The organism is Pseudomonas sp. CROZ-RG-20F-R04-15, assembly GCF_022662375.1.
Lineage (GTDB): Bacteria > Pseudomonadota > Gammaproteobacteria > Pseudomonadales > Pseudomonadaceae > Aquipseudomonas.
Window position 1 is genome coordinate 46,203 of sequence record NZ_JAKNQL010000004.1, and the last position, 19,536, is coordinate 65,738.

The window sequence follows — 19,536 nt, forward strand, 5'->3', positions numbered from 1 at the left end:
CCAAAGCATGTTGAAAATAAAAAACAAAATCACCAACCCAATGACCGTCATTGCCATATTTGCCGCCATCTCGGAAACATCAGCCGCGATCTCGCTACCGTTTCTCGACAATAAGGACCGGGAAATATACGTGTGGTTCTTGATCAGCTTTCCGTTTTATTTGTTATTCCTTTTCTTTATCACACTAAATTTCAACTACCGTTCCCTCTACTCACCCTCCGACTTCGGTAAAGACAAAAACTTTCTAAAAGTAATCGATAACAACGATCGCGAGAACAAACGACACACCTCGCCCCAGGAACCCAGCATGCAAGGTACATTTGGATTATCAAGTTGTATCGTGCCAAGTGAGTCAAACACTGCCGATCGGCAAGATTCATGCAAGATCCACAACGCACCTGACCCACCGACGGACATCAACAAAAAGCCGAACCTGATTGTTCAGCACAACATTCAGTTACCTGCATGGATCAGTAACCTGCACCTCATTGATGCGAGGGATGTCGATGAAGCCAAGGAGTTAGCTACGATTCTGGAAAACATCCGAACCCTCGACAGAAAAACTGCCCGGGTGGTGGTCTTCCTTTCCAATCACGTGTCGGATGTTTTACTGACGAAAAACGCACTGCTGCAAAGCAAGCAGGTAAAAAAGGGCTCGGGCAAGACGCTCTGTATCGTCTATAACCTGTGTTCGCAAGCAGTGACGCTGATGGCACGTACATGAAAGATGAGTCTTGGCGACAAGCGCGAAGACCACAAACACGGCTCGATCAGATCCAGACAAAGAATCATGCAAAAAGGGCGACCTTGTCTCGATGACAAGGCCGCCCTTTTCATTACACGTCAGTCTGCAACGCTTAGAACAGCTTGCGGCCCTTGTTGGCAGCAATGCGCATGCGCAGCGCGTTGAGCTTGATGAAGCCCGCCGCATCAGCCTGGTTGTAAGCACCGCCGTCTTCTTCGAAGGTCGCGATGTTGGCATCGAACAGCGAATCGTCGGACTTGCGGCCGGTAACGATCACGTTGCCTTTGTACAGCTTCAGGCGCACAACGCCGTTCACGTTGACCTGCGAAGCGTCGATCATCTGTTGCAGCATCAGACGCTCAGGGCTCCACCAGTAACCGGTGTAGATCAGGCTGGCATATTTCGGCATCAGCTCGTCTTTGAGGTGAGCGACTTCGCGGTCCAGGGTGATCGATTCGATGGCGCGGTGAGCGCGCAGCATGATGGTGCCGCCCGGGGTTTCGTAGCAGCCACGGGACTTCATGCCGACGTAACGGTTTTCGACGATGTCGAGACGGCCGATACCGTGAGCACCACCGATCTTGTTCAGCGTCGCCAGCACGGTGGCCGGAGTCATTTCAACGCCGTCCAGTGCAACGATGTCGCCGTTGCGGTAGGTCAGTTCCAGGTACTGTGGTTTGTCAGGAGCGTTCTCCGGGGAGACGGTCCATTTCCACATGTCTTCTTCGTGCTCGGTCCAGGTGTCTTCCAGCACGCCGCCTTCATAGGAGATGTGCAGCAGGTTGGCGTCCATCGAGTACGGGGACTTCTTCTTGCCGTGGCGCTCGATCGGGATAGCGTGCTTCTCGGCGTAATCCATCAGCTTCTCGCGGGACAGCAAGTCCCACTCACGCCAAGGCGCGATCACTTTTACGCCTGGCTTGAGGGCGTAGGCACCCAGTTCGAAACGCACCTGGTCGTTGCCCTTGCCGGTGGCGCCATGGGAAATGGCGTCAGCGCCGGTTTCGTTGGCGATTTCGATCAGACGCTTGGCGATCAGCGGACGTGCGATGGAAGTACCCAGCAGGTACTCGCCCTCGTAAACGGTGTTGGCGCGGAACATCGGGTACACGAAATCACGCACGAATTCTTCGCGCAGATCGTCGATGTAGATTTCTTTGACGCCCATGGCCTGAGCCTTGGCGCGGGCCGGCTCGACCTCTTCGCCTTGACCGAGATCAGCGGTGAAAGTCACCACTTCACAGTTATAAGTATCCTGCAGCCACTTGAGGATCACCGAAGTGTCCAGGCCGCCGGAATACGCCAGAACGACCTTGTTTACGTCCGCCATGCCATCACTCCACGGGGTTCTACGGAAAGCCGAGGAGTCTACCGCTCAAACGCGATAATTTACAGAGGCGCGACAGCTTAAGACGACAAAGCGACAGAATCTGTCGAGAGCGCGACGATGACCGGCGGGTCAGGAAGTCGCTGCAGTGCTGGCTGGCGTGCTCGCTTGCGGCGCAGGTGCGGGGCTGACCGGCGCCACGCGTGCCAGTTTTACATTGACCCGACGGTTCTTCGCGCGATTGGCCGCATTGGTGTTCGGCACAATGGGATATTGCTCGCCGTGGAAACGCACGGTGATCTGCGATTCCTGAATACCATTGGCCTTGAAGAAGTCGACCACCGCCAGCGCGCGGCGCCGCGACAGTTCGCGGTTGGTCAGGCGATTACCGCTGTTATCAGAATGGCCGTCGAGCTCGATGTGATTGACCGTCGGGTCGGCCTTCATGAATTCGAGCATTACTTGCAGCTTGGCCTTGGCGGCGGCATCGAGGTCAACACCCTCGCCGGGGAAGCCGATCTGCGACTGTTTGATCTGTTCGAAATTCTGCGGCAGCAATTTCGCCACACAGGTCTGATAGTCGTTAAACGCCTTGCTGAATTTGACCGGCAGCAAGCGCACTTCCGAAACACGGCCATCGCCAGACGCGCGACGTACAACCGGGCTGCGACCGTCCAGCAGGCCACTGATCAGACCACCGGCCTGGGACTGCGAACTGTTGAACAATACGTTGCCACTGCCGAGTCTCACGGATCCGAGATTGATGTCGCCCCGGCCCGGCTGCCAAGGCGCCGCCGCCGCGAGCAAGGTCGCTGAACCGCCGCCAAGCATGGCGTTGTAGGCATTCAGACGAAATATCGCCTGCTCACCGGCCTTGCGCACGAACTCACCCGAGCCGAAATCCGTGATCGGCTGGGTCAGACGACATTCGAACTTGTCCCCGGCGACCGTCCACTCAATGTTCTCCAGACGGGTCTGGTACGTGAGCGCCATCGCGGGAAAGCTGGCAAACACACTGAGCAAGGCTAAATAACGCTGGCGCACGGGAGGCTCCATTGGCTTCTGAAACACAAAGACCGATTCACACTATGTTTACGGCATACCTACGGGATATCGGAAGGTTCCGGCAAAACTTGATAGCGAGTGCCTGCAAGAGTCTTTTCCGGTAGCATTCGCCTCAGTTTGACCCGCCTGGAATCCCCTCATGTCCGACCGCCTGACCCTGCTGCGTCCCGACGACTGGCACATTCATCTTCGCGATGGTGCCGTGTTGACCAATACCGTTGCCGATGTTGCGCGCACTTTTGGCCGCGCCATCATCATGCCCAACCTGGTACCTCCGGTGCGCAACGCCGCTGAAGCCGACGGCTATCGCCAGCGGATTCTCGCTGCCCGCCCGGCCGGCAGTCGCTTCGAGCCGCTGATGGTGCTGTACCTCACCGACCGCACCCAGCCCGAAGAAATTCGTGAAGCCAAGGCCAGCGGTTTTGTCTACGCCGCCAAGCTGTACCCGGCCGGCGCGACCACCAACTCCGATTCCGGCGTGACCAGCATCGACAAGATTCTGCCAGCGATCGAAGCCATGGCCGAAGTCGGCATGCCGCTGTTGATCCACGGTGAAGTCACCCGTGGCGACGTCGATGTGTTTGATCGCGAAAAGATCTTCATCGATGAACACATGCGCCGTGTGGTCGAGCGCTTCCCGACGCTGAAAGTGGTGTTTGAACACATCACCACCGGCGATGCCGTGCAGTTCGTCAACGAGGCTTCGGCCAACGTCGGCGCGACCATCACTGCGCACCACCTGCTCTACAACCGCAACCACATGTTGGTTGGCGGCATTCGGCCGCATTTCTATTGCCTGCCGATCCTCAAGCGCAATACGCATCAGGAAGCCCTGCTCGACGCCGCTACCAGCGGCAGCGCGAAGTTCTTCCTCGGCACCGACTCGGCGCCGCACGCCCAGCACGCCAAGGAAGCCGCCTGCGGCTGCGCCGGCTGCTACACCGCGTACGCCGCCATCGAGATGTACGCCGAAGCCTTCGAACAGCGTAATGCGCTGGACAAACTCGAAGCCTTCGCCAGCCTCAACGGCCCACGTTTCTACGGCCTGCCAGCGAACACCGATCGCATCACCCTGGTTCGTGAAGAATGGACCGCCCCGACCAGCCTGCCATTCGGCGAGCTGACCGTTATCCCGCTGCGCGCCGGTGAAAAACTGCGCTGGCGCCTGCTGGAGGAACACGCGTGAGTGAAGACCATTTCGACGACGAACTGGACGGTCAAAGTAGCGGCGGCGGTTCTCGTCACCCGATGGCAGCACGCTTTCGCGGCTACCTGCCGGTTGTCGTCGACGTAGAAACCGGCGGCTTCAACTCGGCCACCGATGCGTTACTGGAGATTGCTGCGACCACCATCGCCATGGATGAAAAGGGTTTCGTTTACCCCGATCACACCTACTTCTTTCGCGTTGAGCCTTTCGAAGGCGCCAACATCGAAGCAGCAGCGCTGGAGTTCACCGGGATCAAGCTCGATCACCCGCTGCGCATGGCCGTCAGCGAAGAAACCGCGCTGACCGACATCTTCCGTGGCATCCGCAAAGCGCTGAAGGCCAACGGCTGCAAGCGCGCGATTCTGGTCGGCCACAACAGCAGCTTCGACCTCGGCTTCCTCAATGCCGCCGTCGCGCGACTGGACATGAAGCGCAACCCGTTCCACCCGTTCTCCAGCTTTGACACCGCGACGCTGGCCGGTCTTGCCTACGGTCAAACCGTACTGGCAAAAGCCTGCCAGGCCGCCGACATCGATTTCGACGGCCGTGAAGCGCACTCCGCGCGTTACGACACCGAAAAAACCGCTGAGCTGTTCTGCGGCATCGTCAATCGCTGGAAACAGATGGGCGGCTGGGAAGACTTCGACGACTGATTGTTGGTCGTCGGGTAAATCCCGCGCATAAAAAAACCGGCTCAATGAGCCGGTTTTTTGTACCTCGACGTTACGCCTTACAGGGCAGCAGCGTTCTCGGTCAGGTAAGCCGCAACGCCTTCTGGCGACGCGTTCATGCCTTTGTCGCCTTTTTTCCAGTTGGCAGGGCAGACTTCGCCGTGCTCTTCGTGGAATTGCAGAGCGTCGACCAGACGGATCAGCTCTTCCATGTTACGGCCCAGCGGCAGGTCGTTGATGATCTGCGAACGGACAACGCCTTTGTCGTCGATCAGGAACGCGCCACGGAACGCTACGCCACCTTCCGACTCAACGTCGTAAGCCTTGGCGATGTCGTGCTTCATGTCGGCAGCCATGGTGTATTTCACCTGACCGATGCCGCCATTGTTCACTGGGGTGTTGCGCCATGCGTTGTGAGTGAAGTGCGAGTCGATCGACACAGCGATCACTTCAACGTTGCGTGCCTTGAAGTCAGCCATGCGGTTGTCCAGAGCGATCAGCTCGGACGGGCAGACGAAGGTGAAGTCCAGTGGGTAGAAGAACACCAGGCCGTATTTGCCTTTGATGGCCGAGGACAGGGTGAAGCTGTCAACGATCTCGCCATTGCCGAGTACGGCCGGGACGGTGAAGTCAGGGGCTTGTTTGCCTACGAGTACGCTCATTGATATCTCCTGGTGTAAAAACTTGAAGTTCAGGGTCCGCGCCAGCCTGCCACCCTCAGGCGACAGCCCTGTGACACGAACCCCCTTCGCAAGGGCCGACCATCATACACTGCGAATTTGGCCTGTCCTTAACGGTTTTTCAAAGCAGGCGCAGAACGGCGCTGCATTTCCGGGGCCAGGCAAATCGCCAGTAATCACCGTTCGTCAGTCACCGCTGTCAATCGGCAAAAGCCTTCCGAAAGCACTTTGACAATCATTCTCGTTAACATTAAGATCCATCGCAATTGAGTCACAACCAGCGACGGTTCTCACTTATGTATGTTTGTCTCTGCACTGGCGTCACCGACGGACAGATCCGCGAAGCGATCTATGAAGGTTGCTGCAGCTATAAAGAAGTCCGCCAGGCCACCGGCGTCGCCAGCCAATGCGGCAAATGTGCCTGCCTTGCCAAGGAAGTCGTCCGCGAAACCCTGACCAAGCTGCAAACCGCTCAGGCTGCGATCCCTTATCCGGTAGAATTTACTGCCGCGTAATACCCCCTATTTCAGAGAACCGGACTTATGTCCGGTTTTTTTATGCCTGAAAATCAATTGCTTAGGTTCCAGACGCGGAACACAAACATTCTTATTCCGATTAATTTTCATATATTATTCAATAACTTAGGTTTGACACTTATAAGTACGAAGCTCAAACTCTGCCGTATATACAGCGAATACAGGGCAGGACTCCGATCATGAAAGGCGACATTACAGTCATCCAGCATCTCAACAAGATCCTTGCCAATGAGCTGGTCGCGATCAATCAGTACTTCCTGCATGCGCGCATGTACGAAGATTGGGGTCTGAACAAGCTCGGCAAACACGAGTACAAAGAATCCATCGACGAGATGAAACACGCGGACAAGCTGATCAAGCGCATCCTGTTCCTCGAAGGCCTGCCGAACGTACAGGATCTGGGCAAGCTGCACATCGGCGAGCACACCAAGGAAATGCTGGAGTGCGACCTGCGTATCGAGAAGACCGGCCACGCTGACCTGAAGACCGCGATCGCGCATTGCGAAACCGTCGGTGACTTCGGTAGCCGTGAACTGCTTGAAGACATTCTCGAATCCGAAGAAGAACATATCGACTGGCTGGAAACCCAACTGGGCCTGATCGATAAAGTCGGTCTTGAGAACTATCTGCAATCGCAGATGGGCGAAGAGTAGGAGCTGCCGCAGGCTGCGATCTTTTCAGACTGCACCGGCAACTAGCAGTAACTTTTCGAACGCACTAAAAAGCCCCGCCCTCTTTCGAGTGGCGGGGCTTTTTATTGGCTGAAAATCAAAAGATCGCAGCCTCGTTTCACTCGACAGCTCCTGCAGAAGCAGCTGTCGCATGAAACCTGGCTGATCAGGCTTCGGACTTGTTCGCCGCTGCCGCTTCAACAGCCGACTTGATGGTGGTTTGCAGCGAACCGTCTGCAGCCATCTCGGTCATGATGTCGCTACCGCCGACCAGCTCACCGCCAACCCACAGTTGCGGGAAAGTCGGCCAGTTGGCGTATTTAGGCAGGTTGGCGCGGATTTCCGGGTTCTGCAGGATGTCCACGTACGCAAACTTTTCACCACACGCCATTACAGCCTGCGCAGCTTTCGCGGAGAAGCCGCACTGCGGGGCATTCGGCGAGCCTTTCATGTAAAGCAGAATGGTGTTGTTGGCAATCTGCTCTTTAATCGTTTCGATGATATCCATGGAGCACCTCGGCTGAACTTTCCGACTCACGGGTCGGCACGGTGACGCATTGTAACGGAATCCCGAGCGCCATGCTCGGTCTCCCCGACGGTCACGCTCAAGCCGCCGCCACGGTGACCGGCACGCCGTTCAGCGCCGCATTGCCGGACAACTCGTCGAGCTGACATTCATCAGTCAGGTCATTGGCACTCGACCCCGGCTGACCGCTGGCAATCGCCATCTGTACGCCTGGCCGTGCATGACCCCAACCATGCGGCAGGCTGACCACGCCTCTCATCATGTCGAGGCTGCCGAGCACTTCCACCTCGATCTGCCCCACCCGCGAACTGACGCGCACCAACTGACCATCGTTGAGACCACGGCTGGCGAGATCATCAGGGTGCATCAGCAACTGATGGCGTGGCTTGCCCTTCACCAGACGGTGGTAGTTGTGCATCCACGAATTGTTGCTGCGTACATGGCGACGGCCGATCATCAGCAGCTCATCAGCAGCAGGCGCCTGCAACGCGGCAAACCGTGCGAGGTCGGCAAGGATCTCTGGCGGCGCGGCCTGCACATGCTGGTTTGGCGTTTTCAGACGCGGCGCCAGATTCGCTTTCAAAGCGCCCAGATCAACGCCATGGGGATGATCGAACAATGTCGCCAACGAGAGCTTCTGCTCTGACGCGTCTCCGTACATGCCCATGCGCAGACCCATGTCGATCATCTTCGCTGGTGGCATGGTCGGTTTCAGCTCCTTGCCGGTTGTTTCGGCGAAGGCCTTGGCCAGACCGACAAAGATCTCCCAGTCATGCAGCGCGCCCTCGGGCCTGGCAAGGATCGCGCGATTGAAGCGAGTGACATTACGCACCGCGAACAGATTGAACGTGGTGTCGTAGTGATCGTTCTCCAGCGCCGACGTCGACGGCAGGATCAGATCGGCGTAACGCGTGGTTTCGTTGATGTACAGGTCGATGCTGACCATGAATTCCAGGCCGTCCAGCGCCTGTTCCAGTTGCCGTCCGTTCGGCGTCGACAGCACCGGGTTGCCGGCCACCGTGATCAGCGCTCGGATCTGACCCTCGCCTTCGGTGAGCATCTCTTCGGCCAGTGCCGAAACCGGCAACTCGCCGCCGTACTCGGGACGCCCGGACACCCGGCTCTGCCACTTGTTGAAGTGTCCGCCGGAGGTCGATGCCACCAGATCCACTGCGGGTTCGGTGCACAACGCGCCACCTACCCGGTCGAGGTTGCCGGAGACCAGGTTGATCAACTGCACCACCCAGTGGCACAGCGTGCCAAAGGCCTGGGTTGAAACGCCCATCCGGCCATAGCAAACCGCACTCGGCGCGGCGGCAAAATCACGCGCCAACTGACGGATCTGCTCGGCGGGAACGGCGCACAGCGGACTCATCGCATCTGCCGTGAACGTCGCCACTGCAGCGCGCACCTCGTCGAGCCCATCGACCGGCAAATGACTGTCGCGGGTCAGGCCTTCACGGAACAACGTGTTGAGCACACCAAACAACAACGCCGCATCACCACCCGGGCGCACGAACAGATGCTGATCAGCCATCGCCGCCGTTTCGCTGCGCCGTGGATCGACCACCACGACCTTACCACCGCGAGCCTGAATAGCTTTTAAACGTTTCTCGACATCGGGCACGGTCATGATGCTGCCGTTGGACGCCAGCGGATTGCCGCCGAGGATCAACATGAAATCGGTGTGGTCGATGTCCGGAATCGGCAATAGCAAGCCGTGGCCGTACATCAAATAACTGCTCAGGTGGTGCGGCAACTGATCGACCGAGGTCGCCGAGAAGCGATTGCGCGTCTTCAGCAAACCGAGGAAATAATTGCTGTGGGTCATCAGCCCGTAGTTATGCACGCTTGGGTTGCCTTGATAGACCGCGACCGCGTTCTGGCCGTGACGCTCCTGAATCGCCGCCAGCTTCTCGGCCACCAGCGCAAAAGCCTCGTCCCACTCGATCGGCAGCCATTCGCTGCCCACGCGGCGCATCGGCTGACGCAGACGGTCGGGGTCATTCTGAATGTCTTGCAGCGCCACGGCTTTGGGGCAGATGTGGCCGCGACTGAAGGTGTCGAGCGCATCGCCTTTGATCGAGGTGATCGCGACATTGCCATCGGTTTCGGTGGTCTCGATGGTCAGGCCGCAAATGGCCTCACACAGGTGGCAGGCACGGTGATGGAGAGTCTTGGTCATGGCCAGTCTCTGTCTTGTTCTGGGCGGGCAATCACGCCCGCGGGAACAAAACTATGGCCCGAGCGAAGAAGCGGCGCCAGCGACGTTCGTCTTGTGAATCGATGCCTATCAGGTGAGCCGATAGACCGCCGCGCTCAACTCGATGGAAGCTGCGGAGGTGCTGCGAGCTGGATTTCCTGGATGGTTTCGATCTGCTCGTGGGCGACGTGAACGCCGGTGAGTTCGCCGATCAATCGCCAGTGTTCGTCGAGCCCGGCGCTGATGGTTGCCATGCGATCGATCATGTGGCGGCCGGCGCTCTTGACGACTTCGTCTTCGCTGCGCAGCAGTTCGAACGACATTGAGGTGACCGACGCGGTGAGATGGGTCAGAGAGCGAGCCGTGTGGCCCAGCAATTCCATTAACAGTTTTTCTTTCGATTCCATGCGGAGGCTTCCTGCGTCGCTCGAAACTTATTTATAACCCAGCACTTTGCTTTAGCAAATGTTTCAGCTCGAGCATCCGACCAAGTGGTGGCATGGCGCCACGGTCGTAAACCGACTCAGCGTGCTCCATCCCCGCCACGGCGCATTGCCAAGCCCTGCGAGGCCAGTGTACAAAGGGACTCGCTGCTGTCCTGAACCCGGCTTCAAATGCGCGACTGCAAAATCCGGTGCGCCCTCCGAATCCCGCAAAAACCGTAGCCTATTGGCGTAACGCGACATTTAGTGTCAATATCGCGCCTTCCCCTATTTCGTCGCCCCGTGCGGCTTACGCCGCAGGTCTCGCCCGTTGTTCCGTTAAACAAGGCTTTGAGCATCTGCGGTTTGTAGCAAAAGGTAGTCAATGATGAGCGCAAGGCACTTTCTCTCCCTGATGGATTGCACGCCCGAAGAGCTGGTCAGCGTGATCCGTCGAGGCGTTGAGCTCAAGGACCTGCGTAACCGCGGCGTACTGTTCGAGCCTCTGAAAAACCGCGTACTGGGCATGATCTTCGAGAAGTCCTCGACCCGTACGCGCATCTCCTTCGAGGCCGGCATGATCCAGCTCGGCGGTCAGGCGATCTTCCTGTCGCCGCGTGACACCCAACTGGGCCGTGGCGAGCCGATCGGCGATTGTGCCATCGTCATGTCGAGCATGCTCGATGCGGTGATGATCCGTACCTTTGCCCACAGCACCCTGACCGAATTCGCCGCCAACTCGCGCGTGCCCGTGATCAACGGCCTGTCCGATGATCTGCACCCGTGCCAGTTGCTGGCCGACATGCAGACGTTCCTCGAGCACCGTGGCTCGATCCAGGGCAAAACCGTGGCCTGGATCGGCGACGGCAACAACATGTGCAACAGCTATATAGAAGCGGCGATGCAGTTCGACTTCCAGTTGCGCATCGCTTGCCCGGAAGGCTACGAGCCCAACCCTGAATTCGTCGCCAAGGCCGGTGATCGCGTGACCATCGTTCGCGACCCGCAAGACGCCGTGCGTGGCGCGCACCTGGTGAGCACCGATGTCTGGACTTCGATGGGCCAGGAAGAGGAAACTGCCAAGCGCCTCAAGCTGTTCGCGCCGTTCCAGGTCAACCGTGCCCTGCTCGACCTCGCTGCCGAGGACGTGCTGTTCATGCATTGCCTGCCGGCGCACCGTGGCGAAGAAATCAGTCTCGACCTGCTTGATGACCCGCGCTCCGTCGCCTGGGATCAGGCAGAAAACCGTCTCCACGCACAGAAGGCCCTGCTCGAGTTCCTCGTTGAACCGGCATATCACCACGCATGAGCCATGAATTACTGCTGAACCTGCGCAACCTCGCTTGCGGTTATCAAGATCAACGTGTGGTGCAGAACCTCAATCTGCACCTCAACGCCGGTGACATCGGTTGCCTGCTCGGCTCTTCCGGCTGCGGCAAGACCACCACCCTGCGCGCCATCGCCGGCTTCGAACCGGTGCACGAGGGCGAAATCACCCTCGGCGGCGAAACCATCTCCAGCGCCGGTTTCACCTTGGCGCCGGAGAAACGCCGGATCGGCATGGTGTTCCAGGACTACGCGCTGTTTCCGCACCTGAGCGTTGCCGACAACATCGCCTTCGGCATTCGCAAACACCCGCACAAAGAGCGGGTCACCGAAGAGCTGCTCGAACTGGTCAACCTGAAAAACCTCGGCAAGCGCTTCCCGCACGAATTGTCCGGCGGCCAGCAACAGCGTGTCGCCCTCGCCCGCGCCCTGGCGCCGGAACCGCAATTGCTGCTGCTTGATGAGCCGTTCTCCAACCTCGATGGCGAACTGCGCCGCAAGCTCAGTCATGAGGTGCGCGACATTCTCAAGGCCCGTGGCACCAGCGCGATCCTCGTGACCCACGATCAGGAAGAAGCCTTCGCCGTCAGCGACCACGTTGGCGTGTTCAAGGAAGGTCGCCTGGAGCAGTGGGACACGCCGTATAACCTGTACCACGAACCGGCAACGCCGTACGTGGCCAGCTTCATCGGTCAGGGTTACTTCATTCGCGGCCAGCTCGGCAGCCCGGAATCGGTGCAGACCGAACTGGGTGAGCTGCGTGGCAATCGGGCTTATACCTGGCCGATTGGCGGGGCGGTGGATGTATTGCTGCGCCCGGATGACATCGTTTATGCACCGGACAGTGGCTTGAAAGCACGGATTGTCGGCAAGACCTTTCTGGGCGCTTCGACGCTGTATCGCCTGCAACTGCCGACGGGGGCGCAGCTGGAATCGATTTTCCCGAGCCATGCTGATCATCAGGTGGGGGCGGAGGTGGGGATTCGCGTAGCCGCTGAACATCTGGTGTTGTTCCAGGCATCGGGCAGTACCGCCGCACAAATCCCGGCGGCGGAAAACGGCGTCCGCCGGTACAGCAACGCACTCTGATCCAACATGGATCAAAACTGTGGGAGCGAGCCTGCTCGCGAATGCAATGTATCAGTCACAGATGATTTGACTGACCTACCGTATTCGCGAGCAGGCTCGCTCCCACAAGTTTTTTTGGACTAGCCCAACAACAATGTACCGCTGGCAACCAGCGTCGCATTGCCGCCAATCTTCACCCGCTCGCCCTCTAGCCGACAAAACAACTCCCCGCCCCGCGCCGAACGCTGGCACGCAGTCAGGCTCGACTTGCCCAAGCGTTTTGACCAATACGGAATCAGGCTGCAATGCGTCGACCCGGTCACCGGATCCTCATTGATGCCAATCGCCGGGGCAAAATAGCGCGAGACGAAATCGTGCTGATTGCCGCGCGCCGTGACGATCGCGCCCAGCCACGGCAGCTTGGCCAGCGCAACCATGTCCGGCTGGCAATCGAGCACGGCCTGCTCCGATTCCAGTACTACGAACAGTTCGTTGGAGCCGAGTACATCGACCGCCTCGACACCCAGCGCCCGCTCGACGTCGACAGTTACACCAATCTCGGACGGCACGATCGAAGGGAAATCCAGCCACAACCGATCACCTTCCCGCGTGACGCTCAGCGGACCGGATTTACAGGTGAAGTCGATACGCTCGGCGGATTCCTTGTAGATCTCGAACAGCACATAAGCACTGGCCAGCGTAGCGTGCCCGCACAACGGCACTTCGGTGGTCGGGGTGAACCAGCGGATATGCCAGGCCTGACCCTCGCGTACCAGAAACGCAGTTTCCGCCAGATTGTGTTCGGCGGCGATCTTCTGCATCAGCTCATCCGCGAGCCAGGCGTCCAGCCGATAGACCATCGCCGGATTGCCACTGAACGGCCGATCACTGAACGCGTCGACCTGATGAAACTCGAGCTGCATAACCTTCTCCCTAAGTCAGTCGCCAGAGCATGCAACCACGCGGCGATCAGCGCCAGTGACAGAACCGGCGAATTTTCTGCATACAGCGATCACGGTCACGCGCGGCCAATATCGGCAAATTTCGCCTGGGTATGCTCGGCGAGCACGGCGGGTGCCAGTTCGACCTCCAGGCCTCGCCGACCGGCACTGACATAAATAGTCGCAAAACCCTGAGCCGAGTTATCAATGAAGGTGCGCAGGCGCTTTTTCTGCCCCAACGGACTGATGCCTCCCAACAGATAACCGGTGGAGCGTTGTGCGGCCGCCGGGTCAGCCATCTCGGCTTTTTTCACTCCCGCCGCATGCGCCAGACCTTTGAGATCGAGACTTCCGACGACCGGCACCACCGCCACCAGCAACTCACCTTTTTCGCTGGCCGCCAGCAAGGTTTTAAACACCTGCGCCGGTTCCAGTGCCAGTTTCTCTGCGGCCTCCAGCCCATAGGAGGCGGCTTTGGGGTCATGTTCGTAACTGTGCACGCGATGTTCGGCACGAACTTTTTTCAACAAGTCCAACGCAGGGGTCATGGCAGCTCCAGGCTCGGCAGTGACAGAAAAATGCTGCGTCGGATTCTAGGCGATCAGCCCCCAAAAGGCTCTATCCCAAGCCACGATTCCCGTGGCTTGCAGACATTCCACAAGCACCATCGCGCGTCGATGCCAGAGGATCATTCACGCAGCGAATAGTTTTATTGTGACCGATGGTTCACTTTCGACCTTTGACAGGTTTGTTTCTTGTCTATATTTTTTCGAATCTGAATAATGTAAGAATTATCGTCATCGCAGCACCCAGCAGTAAACCGGGAACGGAATGGGGATTCCTACCTGGTGAAAATCGCGCCCTGCCCTACCGGCAAGACGCCAGACAACAACAAAAACCGAGGTTTTCAATGACAACTGCTTTACAGCAACCAACGCTCTCGAGCCAATGCATGGCCGAGTTTCTGGGTACTGCTCTTCTGATCTTTTTCGGCACAGGCTGTGTCGCCGCGCTCAAAGTCGCGGGCGCCAGCTTTGGCCTGTGGGAAATCAGCATCATCTGGGGCGTCGGCGTGAGCATGGCGATCTACCTCACTGCCGGTGTTTCCGGCGCGCACCTGAACCCGGCGGTCAGCATCGCGCTGGCGATCTTCGCTGACTTCGAAAAGCGCAAACTGCCGTTCTATATTCTGTCGCAGATCGCTGGAGCGTTCTGCGGTGCGTTGCTGGTTTACACGCTGTACAGCAATCTTTTCTTCGATTACGAACAAACTCACCAAATGGTTCGTGGCTCGGCGGCCAGCCTCGAGTTGGCCTCGGTGTTCTCGACCTTCCCCAATCCGGTGCTGTCGACTGCTCAGGCGTTCCTGGTCGAGATGATCATCACCGCGATCCTGATGGGCGTGATCATGTCGCTGACCGACGACAACAACGGTTTGCCGAAAGGCCCGCTGGCACCGCTGCTGATCGGTTTGCTGATTGCCGTGATCGGTAGCTCGATGGGCCCGCTGACCGGTTTCGCGATGAACCCGGCGCGTGACTTCGGTCCGAAGCTGATGACTTTCTTTACCGGCTGGGGTGAAATTTCCTTCACTGGCGGTCGCGATATTCCGTACTTCCTGATTCCGATTTTTGCACCGATTGTCGGTGCCTGCCTCGGCGCTGCCGGGTATCGCGGGCTCATCGCCCGTCACCTGACCGGCGCCACACCTGCTACAAAGGATGCAGAACCGGCCATTGACGGCAAACCAAGAACTTCTTGAAACAGTCGGCGCAGGCTCCTGCCCAATAGAGCCTGCGCCACGGCCCACTCTCCCTTATTTCGTCCAAGGCAATCGACATGACCGACATTCAGAATAAGAACTACATCATTGCCCTCGATCAGGGTACGACCAGCTCCCGCGCGATCATTTTCGACCGCGATGCGAACGTGGTCTGCACCGCGCAGCGCGAATTCGCCCAGCATTACCCACAGGCCGGCTGGGTCGAACACGACCCGATGGAAATCTTCGCCACCCAGAGCGCAGTGATGGTTGAAGCGCTGGCCCAGGCCGGTCTGCATCACGATCAGGTCGCTGCCATCGGCATCACCAACCAGCGTGAAACCACCGTGGTCTGGGACAAGACCACCGGCCGGCCGGTGTACAACGCCATCGTCTGGCAGTGCCGCCGCAGCACCGAGATCTGCCAGCAGCTCAAGCGTGACGGCCACGAAGAGTACATCCGCGACAACACCGGTCTGGTCACCGACCCGTACTTCTCCGGCACCAAGCTGAAGTGGATCCTCGATAACGTCGAAGGCAGCCGTGAACGTGCGCGTAACGGCGAACTGCTGTTCGGCACCGTCGATAGCTGGCTGATCTGGAAATTCACCGGTGGCAAAGTGCACGTCACCGACTACACCAACGCCTCGCGCACCATGCTCTTCAACATCCACTCGCTGGAGTGGGATTCGAAGATGCTGGAGATCCTCGACATCCCGCGCGAAATGCTCCCGGAAGTGAAGGCCTCCTCGGAAATCTACGGTCGCACCAAGAGCGGCATCGCCATCGGCGGTATCGCTGGCGACCAGCAGGCCGCCCTGTTCGGTCAAATGTGCGTCGAGCCGGGTCAGGCAAAAAACACCTACGGCACCGGCTGCTTCCTGCTGATGAACACCGGCGACAAAGCGGTGAAATCCCAGCACGGCATGCTCACCACCATCGCTTGCGGCCCGCGTGGCGAAGTCGCTTATGCGCTGGAAGGCGCAGTGTTCAACGGTGGTTCGACCGTGCAATGGCTGCGTGATGAGCTGAAGATCATCAACGACGCCCACGACACCGAATACTTCGCCAACAAAGTGAAGGACAGCAACGGCGTGTACCTGGTACCGGCGTTCACCGGTCTCGGCGCTCCGTACTGGGACCCGTATGCCCGTGGCGCGCTGTTCGGTCTGACGCGCGGTGTGCACGTCGATCACATCATCCGTGCTGCGCTGGAATCGATCGCCTACCAGACCCGCGACGTGCTAGACGCCATGCAGCAGGACTCCGGCGAACGCCTCAAAGCCCTGCGCGTGGATGGCGGTGCGGTGGCCAACAACTTCCTTATGCAGTTCCAGGCCGACATCCTCGGCACGCAAGTCGAGCGCCCGCAAATGCGCGAGACCACGGCACTCGGCGCGGCGTACCTGGCCGGCCTGGCGTGCGGTTTCTGGGGCAGCCTGGAAGAACTGCGCGGCAAAGCGGTAATCGAGCGCGAGTTCGAACCGAGCCTGGACGAAGTGGAGAAAGAGAAACTGTATAAAGGCTGGAAAAAAGCCGTCAGCCGCACCCGTGACTGGGCGCGTGAGGACGCTGAATAAGCCAACCTGCAGAGACTGACAGGTAACTAACTGGTCGGGAGCGGATTCCTGCGGCATCATGGGCAAATTTTGCACGGCAGCCCAAAGGAAGCCCCATGAATCTGCCTCCCCGTCAGCAGCAAATTCTCGAGCTGGTCCGCGAACGCGGCTATGTGAGCATCGAGGAAATGGCTACGCTGTTCGTTGTTACCCCGCAAACCATTCGCCGCGACATCAATCAGCTCGCGGAAGCCAATCTGCTGCGCCGTTACCATGGCGGCGCCGCTTACGATTCCAGCGTAGAAAACACCGCTTATGCAATGCGCGCCGACCAGATGCGCGATGAAAAACAACGCATCGGTGAAGCCATCGCCGCCCAGATCCCCGATCACGCCTCGCTGTTCATCAATATCGGCACCACCACCGAATCGATTGCCCGCGCCCTGCTCAATCACAATCACCTGAAGATCATCACCAATAACCTGCACGTGGCGTCGATGCTCAGTGCCAAGGATGATTTCGATGTGCTGCTGACGGGTGGCAATGTCCGTCGTGACGGCGGTGTTGTCGGTCAGGCGAGCGTGGATTTCATCAATCAGTTCAAGGTCGATTTTGCGCTGGTCGGGATTAGCGGTATCGACGAGGACGGCAGTCTGCTCGACTTTGATTATCAGGAAGTTCGGGTTTCGCAGGCGATCATTGCCAACGCGCGGCAGGTGATTCTGGCGGCGGATTCGAGCAAGTTCGGACGTAACGCGATGATCCGGTTGGGGCCGATCAGTCTGATTGATTGTCTGGTGACCGATCAGCAGCCGGTGCCGGCGCTGGCGCAGTTGTTGAGTCAGCACAAGATTCGCCTGGAAGTCGTTTAACCCTTCTTATCTTCATTGGCTAGCAGGCTCGCTCCCACACTGGAATGCATTTCAAACTGTGGGAGCGAGCCGGCTCCGGGCGGCGATCCGACGAAAGCGATCACTCAAACAACACACCTCTCGCGCCATTAAGCGCCTCCCATGTTCGAAAATTTTCCTTTCTTTGATCTTCGATGAGTTTTTTCAATCGAACGTGACTGGCTGCGCGCGTCTTTATGGGCTACCATTTTCGCAAATGAACATTCATGTTCGATTTCCAATATAGAAAATCAAAAAAACCCGAGGCCAGCCGATGTCCACCTCTACCTTGCGTACGCCCCCAATCTCCGAGATCTACGACATCGCCGTTATCGGCGGCGGGATCAATGGCGTGGGGATCGCAGCGGATGCCGCCGGTCGCGGGCTTTCGGTGTTCCTTTGCGAAAAGGACGATCTGGCCAGCCACACCTCGTCGGCCAGCAGCAAGCTGATCCACGGTGGCCTGCGCTACCTCGAACATTACGAATTCCGTCTGGTGCGTGAAGCGCTGGCCGAGCGTGAAGTGCTGCTGGCCAAGGCGCCGCACATCGTCAAGCCGATGCGCTTCGTGTTGCCGCACCGTCCGCACCTGCGTCCAGCGTGGATGATTCGTGCCGGCCTGTTCCTCTACGACAACCTCGGCAAGCGCGAAAAACTGCCGGGCTCGAAAAGCCTCAAGTTCGGCGCCGACAGCGCGCTGAAAAGCGAAATCAAGAAAGGCTTCGAATATTCCGATTGCTGGGTCGACGATGCCCGCCTGGTAGTACTCAACGCCATGGCCGCCCGTGACAAAGGCGCCCACGTGCACACTCAGACCCGTTGCGTCAGCGCCCGTCGCGCCAAAGGCCTGTGGCACCTGAATCTGGAACGCGCCGACGGCAGCCTGTTTTCGATTACCGCCAAAGCGCTGGTGAACGCCGCCGGCCCCTGGGTTGCCAAGTTCATCCGTGACGACCTGAAGATGGAATCGCCGTACGGCATCCGTCTGATTCAGGGCAGCCACATCATCGTGCCGAAACTGTACGAAGGTGATCACGCGCACATTCTGCAAAACGAAGATCAGCGCATCGTTTTCACTATTCCGTATCTGAACCACTTCACCCTGATCGGTACGACCGACCGCGAATACACCGGCGATCCGGCGAAAGTGGCGATCACTGAAGGCGAAACCGATTACCTCTTGAAAGTGGTGAATGCCCACTTCAAGAAACAGGTGAGCCGCGACGACATCCAGCACAGCTACTCGGGCGTACGCCCATTGTGCAACGACGAATCCGACAACCCGTCGGCGGTCACCCGCGATTACACCCTGGCCTTGTCCGGCAACACGGAAGAAGCGCCACTGCTGTCGGTGTTCGGCGGCAAGCTGACCACCTACCGCAAACTCGCCGAGTCGGCGATGGCGCAGTTGCTGCCGTTCTTCACCCAGATGCGCCCGAGCTGGACCGCCACCGCCACACTGCCCGGCGGCGAGAACATGACAACCCCGCAGGCCTTGAGCGCGCTGATCCGCGACAAGTTCGACTTCGTACCGACCGAGATCGCTCGCCGCTGGTCCACCACTTACGGCAGCCGCACCTGGCGTATGCTCGAAGGTGTGGAAACCCTCGCCGACATGGGCGAACACATTGGCGGCGGGCTCTACACCCGTGAGGTCGATTACCTGTGCAGCGAAGAGTGGGCGACCACGGCGCATGACATTCTGTGGCGTCGTAGCAAGCTGGGGTTGTTTACCACTCCGGCCGAGCAGGAGAAGCTTGCGGCGTATCTGGGTAAGGTTGAGCAGAACCGTAGCAAGATCGAAGCGGCGTGATGTGAACATTGTTTAAACGAGAAGCCCCTGAATTGAGAGATTCAGGGGCTTTTTGTTTTGTGGGTTCTGTTGAACCTGATTGGGTCAGTTAGATCCTTCCCCCTCACCCCAGCCCTCTCCCCCA

Annotated in this window: 19 protein-coding genes; 11 read left to right on the forward strand and 8 right to left on the reverse strand. The window is 58.5% G+C overall.

Going from position 1 to position 19,536, the window contains the following annotated elements; all coding sequences use genetic code 11:
* Positions 1-7 precede the first annotated feature (7 nt).
* The gene (locus L8H52_RS08070; protein ID WP_242206643.1) at positions 8-724 is read left to right on the forward strand and encodes a hypothetical protein; all 717 of its coding nucleotides are present in this window, start codon (positions 8-10) and stop codon (positions 722-724) included.
* Positions 725-857: 133 nt separating this feature from the next.
* Here L8H52_RS08070 and L8H52_RS08075 read toward each other — a convergent pair whose 3' ends face one another.
* Together L8H52_RS08075 and L8H52_RS08080 are read right to left on the reverse strand one after the other, a co-directional pair.
* Positions 858-2,075: an argininosuccinate synthase gene (locus L8H52_RS08075; protein ID WP_016986656.1), complete on the reverse strand. Its 1,218-nt coding sequence runs from the start codon at positions 2,073-2,075 to the stop codon at positions 858-860.
* A 129-nt stretch (positions 2,076-2,204) separates the two neighbouring features.
* A complete protein-coding gene (locus L8H52_RS08080) occupies positions 2,205-3,116 on the reverse strand; it encodes an OmpA family protein (RefSeq protein ID WP_242206645.1) in 912 nt (303 codons plus the stop codon).
* 160 nt (positions 3,117-3,276) lie between these two features.
* Here L8H52_RS08080 and pyrC point away from each other — a divergent pair, with 160 nt between their 5' ends.
* Together pyrC and rnt are read left to right on the forward strand one after the other, a co-directional pair.
* The gene (gene pyrC / locus L8H52_RS08085; RefSeq protein ID WP_007916661.1) at positions 3,277-4,323 is read left to right on the forward strand and encodes a dihydroorotase; all 1,047 of its coding nucleotides are present in this window, start codon (positions 3,277-3,279) and stop codon (positions 4,321-4,323) included.
* Positions 4,320-4,997, forward strand: coding sequence for a ribonuclease T (gene rnt, locus L8H52_RS08090; protein ID WP_242206647.1), 678 nt, complete (start codon positions 4,320-4,322; stop codon positions 4,995-4,997). The genes pyrC and rnt overlap by 4 nt, the downstream gene beginning before the upstream one ends.
* 77 nt (positions 4,998-5,074) lie before the next feature.
* Here rnt and L8H52_RS08095 read toward each other — a convergent pair whose 3' ends face one another.
* Entirely contained in the window at positions 5,075-5,677 is a 603-nt protein-coding gene (locus L8H52_RS08095; protein ID WP_003227723.1) for a peroxiredoxin, read from the reverse strand.
* 314 nt (positions 5,678-5,991) lie between these two features.
* On the opposite strand from L8H52_RS08095, the gene L8H52_RS08100 reads away from it, so the two are divergent.
* Both L8H52_RS08100 and bfr read left to right on the forward strand, forming a co-directional pair.
* Positions 5,992-6,210 (forward strand): bacterioferritin-associated ferredoxin, encoded by a 219-nt coding sequence (locus tag L8H52_RS08100; protein ID WP_003227725.1) that lies wholly within the window; start codon positions 5,992-5,994, stop codon positions 6,208-6,210.
* A 200-nt stretch (positions 6,211-6,410) separates the two neighbouring features.
* A complete protein-coding gene (gene bfr, locus L8H52_RS08105; RefSeq protein WP_007916671.1) occupies positions 6,411-6,884 on the forward strand; it encodes a bacterioferritin in 474 nt (157 codons plus the stop codon).
* Positions 6,885-7,068: 184 nt separating this feature from the next.
* Here bfr and grxD read toward each other — a convergent pair whose 3' ends face one another.
* The 3 genes from grxD to L8H52_RS08120 form a co-directional block, all read right to left on the reverse strand.
* Positions 7,069-7,410 carry a Grx4 family monothiol glutaredoxin gene (gene grxD / locus L8H52_RS08110; protein ID WP_007916674.1) on the reverse strand — a complete coding sequence of 114 codons (342 nt, stop codon included), beginning with the start codon at positions 7,408-7,410 and terminating at the stop codon, positions 7,069-7,071.
* Between the two features lie 97 nt (positions 7,411-7,507).
* Positions 7,508-9,613, reverse strand: a complete 2,106-nt coding sequence (locus L8H52_RS08115) for a molybdopterin oxidoreductase family protein (RefSeq protein ID WP_242206648.1) — start codon at positions 9,611-9,613, stop codon at positions 7,508-7,510.
* 134 nt (positions 9,614-9,747) lie between these two features.
* Positions 9,748-10,038: a hypothetical protein gene (locus tag L8H52_RS08120; RefSeq protein ID WP_007916677.1), complete on the reverse strand. Its 291-nt coding sequence runs from the start codon at positions 10,036-10,038 to the stop codon at positions 9,748-9,750.
* A 403-nt stretch (positions 10,039-10,441) separates the two neighbouring features.
* Here L8H52_RS08120 and argF point away from each other — a divergent pair, with 403 nt between their 5' ends.
* Complete coding sequence (gene argF, locus L8H52_RS08125; protein ID WP_242206651.1) at positions 10,442-11,362, forward strand: ornithine carbamoyltransferase; 921 nt, start codon at positions 10,442-10,444, stop codon at positions 11,360-11,362.
* On the forward strand, positions 11,359-12,468 hold the full coding sequence (locus tag L8H52_RS08130) for an ABC transporter ATP-binding protein (protein WP_242206652.1): 1,110 nt from the start codon (positions 11,359-11,361) through the stop codon (positions 12,466-12,468). Before argF ends, L8H52_RS08130 begins: the two co-directional genes overlap by 4 nt.
* A gap of 119 nt (positions 12,469-12,587) precedes the next feature.
* Here L8H52_RS08130 and L8H52_RS08135 read toward each other — a convergent pair whose 3' ends face one another.
* Together L8H52_RS08135 and ybaK are read right to left on the reverse strand one after the other, a co-directional pair.
* Entirely contained in the window at positions 12,588-13,370 is a 783-nt protein-coding gene (locus L8H52_RS08135) for a PhzF family phenazine biosynthesis protein (protein WP_242206654.1), read from the reverse strand.
* Between the two features lie 95 nt (positions 13,371-13,465).
* Complete coding sequence (ybaK, locus tag L8H52_RS08140; RefSeq protein WP_242206656.1) at positions 13,466-13,936, reverse strand: Cys-tRNA(Pro) deacylase; 471 nt, start codon at positions 13,934-13,936, stop codon at positions 13,466-13,468.
* A 362-nt stretch (positions 13,937-14,298) separates the two neighbouring features.
* On the opposite strand from ybaK, the gene L8H52_RS08145 reads away from it, so the two are divergent.
* The 4 genes from L8H52_RS08145 (at position 14,299) to glpD (ending at position 19,412) form a co-directional block, all read left to right on the forward strand.
* Positions 14,299-15,150, forward strand: coding sequence for an MIP/aquaporin family protein (locus L8H52_RS08145; RefSeq protein WP_064391976.1), 852 nt, complete (start codon positions 14,299-14,301; stop codon positions 15,148-15,150).
* 77 nt (positions 15,151-15,227) lie between these two features.
* Entirely contained in the window at positions 15,228-16,730 is a 1,503-nt protein-coding gene (gene glpK / locus L8H52_RS08150; protein WP_242206659.1) for a glycerol kinase GlpK, read from the forward strand.
* Positions 16,731-16,825: 95 nt separating this feature from the next.
* Positions 16,826-17,581 carry a DeoR/GlpR family transcriptional regulator gene (locus L8H52_RS08155; RefSeq protein ID WP_007916700.1) on the forward strand — a complete coding sequence of 252 codons (756 nt, stop codon included), beginning with the start codon at positions 16,826-16,828 and terminating at the stop codon, positions 17,579-17,581.
* A gap of 292 nt (positions 17,582-17,873) precedes the next feature.
* Positions 17,874-19,412 carry a glycerol-3-phosphate dehydrogenase gene (gene glpD / locus L8H52_RS08160; protein ID WP_242206661.1) on the forward strand — a complete coding sequence of 513 codons (1,539 nt, stop codon included), beginning with the start codon at positions 17,874-17,876 and terminating at the stop codon, positions 19,410-19,412.
* The last annotated feature ends 124 nt before the right edge of the window (positions 19,413-19,536 follow it).